Source organism: Vibrio sp. OPT20 (assembly GCF_963889365.1).
Classification (GTDB): Bacteria; Pseudomonadota; Gammaproteobacteria; order Enterobacterales; family Vibrionaceae; genus Vibrio; species Vibrio splendidus.
Genome location: NZ_CAWPOA010000107.1, coordinates 62140 through 70284, shown reverse-complemented (window position 1 = coordinate 70284; position 8145 = coordinate 62140). Strand labels below are relative to the sequence as shown.

Below are 8145 nucleotides of genomic sequence, written 5' to 3'. Positions count from 1 at the left end.
GGCATTGCTATGGCCGTTCCCTACGTTACGATAGTATTGCTGGCGGCAACAACGAAAGATCCAACCTCCACAGTCATGTGGGCTATCACCTGCACCTTGCTTACGCTCATTGGCTACTACCTATCTAGTACGGGCAGTGAAACCTGGTTCGTCGCCTTCAACCGAGTGATTACGATTTATGCCATTTGGGTATCTGCAATCGTTCCTATGTATATCACTCTGCAGTCGCATCGAAGCGCTCAAGAGAGCGATTCAGATAATCCAGAAGAGAAAACGTTGAGGCCACACCATAATACGAACGAAAAAAATACGTTTCGTACGTTCAAGAATTAGGCTTAGGTTAAGTTTCGGTGAATTTTACCAAATCGAGACAAGGTAACTTGAAATACTTCGTTCTGCATGAGATTGTAATTTAACTATCCATAAACAACTGTATGATTATGAAAACATTACAATCCATCGCGCTGCTTTCCACAATTATCGTAGCACCACACGTGTTAGCTGACGTTGAGATCCAAGTTCCATCAAGTGTTGATATTCTAGCGGTCAACGAAGCTAAGCCAGATCTCGATGGTAGCTTATTCTCTTCTTATAAAACGCTAACCGTTCCAGACGGTCAAAATCAAATCGTATTCCAATATCAACTTGCTTTTGATAAAGGCAACGATCGTGAGTTCATTGATAGCGACGCTATTATTGCAACCTTTAGCGCGACTGACGCCGCATTAACGTTTGATATGCCTAAATACCGTAATACAGCTGAAGCAAAGAAAGGCTTGGAGAAGCTAGACTGGAAATTGGTTGATGAGAACCAAAACGCAATCAGTGTTAAGCAAGATAAGCTAATCAAAGATGGCATGCAGATTGGTCGTAAATACCCTCAAGAAGCTAAAGAATACAACCAGAAAGGCGGCATCGCAGCACTTACAGTAGGTGCTAGCGCGGGCGCAGCAGCTGTAGCACAACCCGTAACGCTTCCAGCAAAGATTGACGGAAATGCGGCGAATACAGCTGAAGAAATGTTGTATTTCTGGTACGAAAAAGCGGATGCTGAAACGAAGCAGAAATTCAAAGACTACGTGAACAAGTAGCTCAATGGTCTTAATTTAAAAACGAAAGAAGCTGGCGCACTGCCAGCTTCTTTTTTGTCTTCATCTAGATGATTTAGGCTTATATAGATTAAGCAGACTCAGTCGATAACACTTTTCCATCTACTTTTGTTGGCCACCCTAGCGCTTTGTATTCTGCAGCCAGTAAGTGCGCACAACGGCTAGAAACCGTTGTTTTAATCCAATCACCAAGCCCTAATACTTTATATTCCAATACAGCCATTTTCATAACAATTCTATTCCGCTCTAATTCAATTTATAAATCCAGAGTGAACATTATAGATGTTCTCTTGTAATGTATGTTCCTAAAAGAACACTGTGCATAATTTTTTGAAATATCTAATAAACACTGAAAATCTAGTAATCCAAACGTTAGCTCGTAGTGTTAAAGATTCATGCCTTAATTTCAGCAACAGGATCTCGTATCATCAAATTCATCGGTGAAATATGCTCATACAAGCCCTTAACATCGGTGATAAACACCTTTCCTCTTTGTATCTTAACCAAGCCTTGCTGCTCTATCCCTTTAAGAACTTCGTTTAGCCTAGGTCTTGATATGCCAGTTATCGAACTCAATTGAATTTGTGAAATATTAATGCTGACGGTTGCCCCCGCGATATTGGTCTGGCGTGCCGCAAGTTCCAACAAGACGTAAATGGTTTTCTGCTCTTTTTCATGAATCGAGGATAAGTAAGCCTGCATCCAAATAGATTGCGCTTTGGTTCCACAGTGAAGTAGCCATTTGTAAACCATGCATTTCCGCTCTGCGAGCTCTAATACCTTACTTGCAGGAAAAAGTACCATAGTAATAGGCTCGACTTCTTCTGCCACGGCAAAGAGGTTGTAGTCAGCATGTATAGACAAAGCACCCATCCAATCTCCCCTTCCAATAACACCACCAGATAAGCTTTTCATGTTTTCTGTAGAAAAACAGATTCCAGCGGAGCCACTTAAAATATAAAAGACACCGGGCAAATTCTGAAACTTTTTTGTAATCTCAAAGCTGTCGACACCCGATTTAAAAACGGCAATATCAAGCAAGCTTTCTATCAAGTCCGCAGACAATTCACACGGCCATTGTATTTGTTCACTGATTGTTGGGTCTAACAACAGTTTGTTCCTCCTCAGACAATCTCTGTGTCTGCTTTTATACGCTTATGCTTATGCTTATGCTTATGCTTAAGTTGATCTCTATTTCAATACAGCGTGACACTGTATATCTACACCTCGTTTAAATGTAGTTCATTAAAGCTTAAGACAAGATGTTTTTACGCAAATAAAATCATATTTCTTAATGTCTTAAGCCACTTATCCAGCTCAAAACCCGCTTGAGAACCAAAATAAAAACGACCAACACTTGTTGGCCGTTTAAGCTTTCTAAATCGCAGAATGCCGAGAGTTCGTTCGCATTCACCTATACCCTAAACTTCGCCTTTAGCTTCATACTGAAACTTTTGACTTTTGACTTAAGCGAGATACGCCAAAACAACATCACGATATTGCTGTTTCAATGATTCTTCAATAAAACTCGCTTCTATTGCATTTAAAGTAAATTGAGCAAGCTCTTGCTCCGTCATCTCATGAGCTTGGCTCACCGCGTTAAAGTTATCCGACATATAACCACCAAAGTATGCAGGGTCGTCCGAGTTAATCGTCACCGCTACGCCTCGTCTTAACAACTCAACAATATTGTGGTCTTCCATCTCATCGAATACACGCAATTTAATATTAGACAGAGGGCACACGGTCAGCGGCATTTTGGTTTCAATCAATTCGGCTATCAGAGCTTCGTCGGTCATACACTGCACACCATGATCCACTCGGCTCACGCTGAGCATTTCAATCGCATCGACAATATTTTGAGCAGGCCCTTCTTCTCCTGCATGCGCCACCGTTAAGAAACCTGCTTGTTTTGCTTGTTGGAATACACGTTTGAACTTCTCTGGTGGGTGCCCTAATTCAGAAGAGTCTAGGCCAACTCCGATGATCTTGTCTTGATGCTTCAACACATCGGCGAACGTTTGAATGGCGCTCTCTTCAGATAAATGGCGCAGAAAACATGCGATGATTTGAGATGTGATGCCCAACTCTTTATGACCCTGTTCAAGCGCACGATGAATGCCGTTAATAGCGGTGTCGAATGCAATGCCACGATCGGTATGTGTCTGAGGGTCAAAGAAAATTTCAGTATGGATAACATTGTCGGCTTTACAGCGTTCTAGATAAGCCCATGTTAAGTCGTAGAAATCCTGTTCTGTGCGCAGTGCATCAGCACCTTGATAATAGATATCCAGAAATGACTGTAAATCATCAAATTCGTATGCGCGTCTTAGCTGCTCTGGGGATGAATAAGGCAGATCAATGCCGTTGCGTTGAGCAAGTTGGAAAAGTAACTCAGGTTCGAGCGAACCTTCAATGTGTAAATGCAACTCTACTTTTGGGAGCCCTTGAATAAATGCGTTCATATTTCACCTACTATGGATTTTAGGTGTGCACTTACTCTGAATAATAGACAGGAGGTTTTCTTGAACGCCATTACAAAGAGTAAGAACACAATTGTGATCTAAACCCTTCGTAATCAGCACTTTGCGGGAGCTGGTAGAGACCCCCAAACCATATCATTGGGGTTATACGAAGCAAACGGTTGCTACTATACAGAGTTCAGTGTGAATTTCACTAATCGTTTCTCCATAAAACTAATAAATTACTCAGTAGCATTTAAGAATACTCGCCACACTTTATTCAGAACATCATTCTAACATTAGGTTGACACACTTTAGCTATTGCCGCTATTTTGTCTAAAACCACAAAAGACGGTCAATATGAAAGATAACCAATTCGCGAGCTTTGAGGATCTCCTCTCTCACCAAACCAACACTTTGACCGCATGCCAACCCAAAGATTTCGATAGCACTTTTTTCTTACTGGCAAGAGAAGCGCTCGCTTGGTTTAAGCTCGACAGGCTTACCCTGTTTCCAAACTCAATGATTCTTCTGGATACAGGAAAAAGTATTTCCGTATCCCAAACAGATACTCCACCGCTTGAAATGGAACGCTTTCTAAAAGGCAATTATCTTGATTACCTAAAGCTTTTACGTTCAAAAGAGTGTTGGCAGTTGTTCCCTGAGAAAACACTAAAGAACCATAAACTCGACCCGTTCCGTGTACTTTATGAAGAAGGTGCTCATTGGCATGGGATTGTAAGCCTTTCGCTGTTTGGTCAACAGTGGGGAGCTATCGGCTTCTCACGGTTCAATCGTTACGATAAGCCAATTGAAGAGGCTGACATGAAGCGAATCAAATTGCTGAGTGACATCTGGCTCTGTTTTTGGCAGCACTCCAAAATGACTCGTAGTGTCACCAGCGATGAAACCAATAATATTAACGAGAGTGAAAAGCTATTATTACTGACCAAAAGGCAGTGTGCGGTTCTAACTCAATTGGCACAAGGTTATACCGCTAAGCAATGTGCGGAGATCCTCTTTTTGAGCCCTAGAACCATTGAGTCACACAAATACCGCATGTTGGATATTTTGGAACTCGACAACCATACCGAACTGATTCAATTTGCGCTGCGCAATGGTTTCGGTATCGACAACAAATAACGCTATATTCGTATAAAAGCCCTAAAAAGCAATGATTTAAGGGCTTTGTTTAATCACTATCTTATTGGCCAATTTCAACTGAACTGAGTTAAGTCACTCTCAACGATAATCCGGTCGAATTCTCGACATCAGTAACATATCGATATACTTACCCGCTTTGAATGTACTCAGCCTTTTGGTGCCTTCTAACTGAAAACCCACTCGTTCATATAAAGCAATCGCGGAGTGGTTATCTGCATGAACCTCTAACTCAAGGCGAACGAGGTTTAGCCAGTTATCGGCTTGATTGATCGCTTCTTGCATTATAGTCTTACCGACCCCTTTGCCATGCATCTCCGGATTAATCGCTATCGCAAGACCAGCGCAATGTCTGTCTCTCACCTTCGTGGTCATGAATAAAGTAATGTGACCTACGACCTTGCCAGAAACCTCCGCAACTAAAGTGAAATGGTCTGAGTGACCAAACAGTCGCTCCACTTGATCAGAGCTAAGAAAAGGCTTTTGTGAGGTATTCTCTAATACTGACGAGTGTCGATAAATATCAAAAATATCTTGGTTATCGGTGGGTTCAAGATGTCTAATTTGTATTTCCAAAGCGCTTCCTTATCATATTATTTTTGTCCATAAGCTAATTTTCATATTACGGATAGCAACGAGCACCTACAACCTTTGAAGGTGTAAGTGCTCGAAATAATTACACAAATAGAAAGGCTGCTCTTAAGCTTCTGCTTTGATTAGTTTTGTTGACGTAGTGTGAATATTAGAATTTGTAGTCAACACCAACACTCGCTAATGCTTGTTCAGAGCTGTAAAAGTCAATCTTAGAGTCAATCGACCTTACACCGAGTAATGAAATAAACGACCAATCTTCATAACCCATTAAGCCGCCGAACTCATAAGCTAAAAATGCACCGAATTCATTCTCTTCACGTACTTGCCCGTAAATTGGATTCGACTCATCATATTCACGATCACTTGCATCTAGGGTAACAACAAAACCGTGGCGACCGACTCTCTTCGCGTAGTTTAATTCAATACCATAACTATCGAAGCTGAGTGCTCCTCCTTCTGCGTTTGAGTGGAAATACACCATTGAAGGAACAAATAGACCTGCTTGGTTTGGCAAGATAAAGCGGTACCCTGCTTTGGCGTACACATAGGTTCTTTCCCTATCCAGCAGCACAGCATCTTCCGGAGATAAGACTTGGCTACCAGATAGCTCTTCATCAACATCAGATTGCCCAAATGCGAGATCCGTTCGAAAACCAGTTCCACCGATATTCGTGAGCTGCAGTCGTCCTACATTACCTTTCACATCCGTTTCATTTCGATTAACGCCAACAGCATACGGATCCGTCCAAGCCTTGCCCGAGATAAGCGTAGGAAGAACAGAAAAGTCTAATATGGTGCCACCAGAAAGTTGGTATCTATAACCGATCTCAAACGCGATGGTACCTGTTGCAATATCCTCTCGTGTCGTACCCGCATACACTTGGTGAGTCAGCGATTCGCCAAAAGTATATTGAACCGTACCCAAAAAACCGAGTAGCCCTTGATTTTCGCTGTCCCCCTCCTTGGTGTTGGTTGCTTGATTCGCGTCTTGCTCGGTGCTCAAGTTACTGCTGTCAGAAGATACACCCGTCAAGACACTAAAGTTACCACTGAAACCTTCCGTTGGTGCAAGGCCACTATAAGCTGGCATTGAAGCGAATGCCGAAAATACAACTGGTAAAACAAACCTCATATTCACATCCATTAATTGAATAATCACCCGTTAACTATATGTATTAAATTGAAATTATAACAACTATTTAACGGAGACATTTATTCAACTGACGAATTGGGTATCTAAAAAATAGGTTCAAAGGTGCAATAAGTTGATCTATCGCTTTTAAGCTTTCGTAGTACTTCTCGAAAATAACGGACAAAACTCAAAGGAAGACAATATGTTTAACAAATTAATCAAAACCACATCAGTGCTAGTTGCGACGCTTCTTTTTACGGCTTTTGCTCACGCTAACCACCACGAGATGAAGAAAGACATCGTTGATGTTGCGACGGAAAACGGCTCTTTCAATACTTTAGTGGCGGCAGTGAAAGCAGCGGACTTAGTTGATACATTGAAAGGTGAAGGCCCTTTCACTGTATTGGCTCCCACTGATGAGGCATTCGCTGCGTTACCAGAAGGAACGGTCGACATGTTGTTGAAGCCAGAAAACAAAGACAAACTAGTTGCAGTGCTCACATACCATGTAATACCAGGTAAAATCATGGCAGCTGAAGTTATGAAGTTAAATAGTGCAGTGACGGTTCAAGGCAGTGCGGTAATGATAGCGATAGATGACGGCAACGTAATGATAGACAACGCCAAAGTTATTATGCCAGACGTTGAGGCTAGCAACGGTGTTATCCATGTGATTGACGCTGTGCTGTTGCCTAAATAAGAAATACAACATCGGTCAAAGGTTTTAAGAGGGTGTGACAGGTCACACCCTTTTCATCTTTTAATTAAAAAGTTTATAACGGTCTTAAGCCAACCGAGGCTGCCTTTATATCAACAAGAACTATATCGACAAGAACCCGAGTTACACAAACAAGCGGCCGAATATTAGAAATGCCGCCATCGACACTACCTTCGTGAAGACCACCACCCAAATGCAATCACCAATACTAGAGTGCGTCGCTTTCCCGAGTAGGAACACAAACAGAATCAACCCTAACACCCAGCCCACTGTCGGAATCAATGACACCAAAGCAACGATTGCAGCAATAGTAAGAAGGGATTTAAAGTCTGCGACCACGAAAGACATTTTGGAGGCGATATACATGCAGCATGCGGTTATTAATGCGTCCATCACAAACGCTAAAGCTTCAATTCCCACGTTACTTCCTTCACTCAAATTAGTTGCAGCGAATATTATCGCTAAAGTGATGATTTTTCTTTAAGAAGAGAACCAAAAGCAGGTGAAAACTGTAACAAAAATGAGATTACCGTTCGTCTGAAAGCACAGGTTTATTTGTTCGAATCTTCTAGGCCTTTAACCAGTGCTCCGGACCGAGTCTGATTTGCTTTTTGATAGGCATCAAAACTATCTTCGTGTTTAACTCCGAACAAACAAAGAAACGAGTTGATGACGAATGAAAAGAACGAAATGACGACAACAAAGAGAGGAAACAGCCCCGACACCCCAGCTTTTAAGGCTAGAACGCCAACACCGAAGGACAACATCGAAACTAATGTATATAGTTTAGACCTACTCACATGACTCATGAACAACACTCCTTGTATTCACTCAATGTTTAGATTAGACAAATTATCTTGCACACAATTTGAACTCATCGACAATATCAATAGATCAGGAAAAGTTATCCTTAAAAAGGTTCATTAATATTTCAAACTCGGTTTCTGTATCCCTAAACACTAGCCCACC

At 41.7% G+C, this 8145-nt stretch carries 11 protein-coding genes and 1 riboswitch; of the genes, 4 read left to right on the top strand and 7 right to left on the bottom strand.

Features of this window, described 5'->3' with window-relative positions; genetic code table 11:
- Window positions 1–333: hypothetical protein (locus AACR09_RS23425; protein WP_228010864.1), on the top strand; the 333-nt coding region annotated here is incomplete at its 5' end.
- 107 nt (window positions 334–440) lie between these two features.
- A complete protein-coding gene (locus AACR09_RS23420) occupies window positions 441–1091 on the top strand; it encodes a DUF2057 family protein (protein WP_193835784.1) in 651 nt (216 codons plus the stop codon).
- A gap of 88 nt (window positions 1092–1179) precedes the next feature.
- On the opposite strand, the gene AACR09_RS23415 is transcribed toward AACR09_RS23420, so the two are convergent.
- From AACR09_RS23415 to AACR09_RS23405, 3 genes are all read right to left on the bottom strand, one after another.
- Complete coding sequence (locus AACR09_RS23415) at window positions 1180–1338, bottom strand: hypothetical protein (protein ID WP_004730469.1); 159 nt, start codon at window positions 1336–1338, stop codon at window positions 1180–1182.
- A 164-nt stretch (window positions 1339–1502) separates the two neighbouring features.
- The gene (locus AACR09_RS23410) at window positions 1503–2219 is read right to left on the bottom strand and encodes a Crp/Fnr family transcriptional regulator (RefSeq protein ID WP_017081172.1); all 717 of its coding nucleotides are present in this window, start codon (window positions 2217–2219) and stop codon (window positions 1503–1505) included.
- Window positions 2220–2575: 356 nt separating this feature from the next.
- Window positions 2576–3574 (bottom strand): adenosine deaminase, encoded by a 999-nt coding sequence (locus tag AACR09_RS23405; RefSeq protein ID WP_017082364.1) that lies wholly within the window; start codon window positions 3572–3574, stop codon window positions 2576–2578.
- Between the two features lie 90 nt (window positions 3575–3664).
- A riboswitch (purine riboswitch) is annotated at window positions 3665–3764 on the bottom strand.
- 167 nt (window positions 3765–3931) lie between these two features.
- On the opposite strand from AACR09_RS23405, the gene AACR09_RS23400 reads away from it, so the two are divergent.
- Window positions 3932–4714 carry a LuxR C-terminal-related transcriptional regulator gene (locus tag AACR09_RS23400; RefSeq protein ID WP_017082365.1) on the top strand — a complete coding sequence of 261 codons (783 nt, stop codon included), beginning with the start codon at window positions 3932–3934 and terminating at the stop codon, window positions 4712–4714.
- 99 nt (window positions 4715–4813) lie between these two features.
- Here AACR09_RS23400 and AACR09_RS23395 read toward each other — a convergent pair whose 3' ends face one another.
- Window positions 4814–5308, bottom strand: a complete 495-nt coding sequence (locus tag AACR09_RS23395; protein ID WP_017088111.1) for a GNAT family N-acetyltransferase — start codon at window positions 5306–5308, stop codon at window positions 4814–4816.
- Window positions 5309–5474: 166 nt separating this feature from the next.
- The gene (locus AACR09_RS23390) at window positions 5475–6458 is read right to left on the bottom strand and encodes a DUF2860 family protein (protein ID WP_193835783.1); all 984 of its coding nucleotides are present in this window, start codon (window positions 6456–6458) and stop codon (window positions 5475–5477) included.
- A 202-nt stretch (window positions 6459–6660) separates the two neighbouring features.
- Between AACR09_RS23390 and AACR09_RS23385 the strand changes: the two genes are divergently transcribed.
- Window positions 6661–7158: a fasciclin domain-containing protein gene (locus AACR09_RS23385; RefSeq protein ID WP_108092562.1), complete on the top strand. Its 498-nt coding sequence runs from the start codon at window positions 6661–6663 to the stop codon at window positions 7156–7158.
- A 141-nt stretch (window positions 7159–7299) separates the two neighbouring features.
- On the opposite strand, the gene AACR09_RS23380 is transcribed toward AACR09_RS23385, so the two are convergent.
- Together AACR09_RS23380 and AACR09_RS23375 are read right to left on the bottom strand one after the other, a co-directional pair.
- Window positions 7300–7596 carry a hypothetical protein gene (locus AACR09_RS23380; RefSeq protein ID WP_076648343.1) on the bottom strand — a complete coding sequence of 99 codons (297 nt, stop codon included), beginning with the start codon at window positions 7594–7596 and terminating at the stop codon, window positions 7300–7302.
- Between the two features lie 131 nt (window positions 7597–7727).
- Window positions 7728–7985 carry a hypothetical protein gene (locus AACR09_RS23375; RefSeq protein ID WP_322621718.1) on the bottom strand — a complete coding sequence of 86 codons (258 nt, stop codon included), beginning with the start codon at window positions 7983–7985 and terminating at the stop codon, window positions 7728–7730.
- Between the last annotated feature and the right edge of the window lie 160 nt (window positions 7986–8145).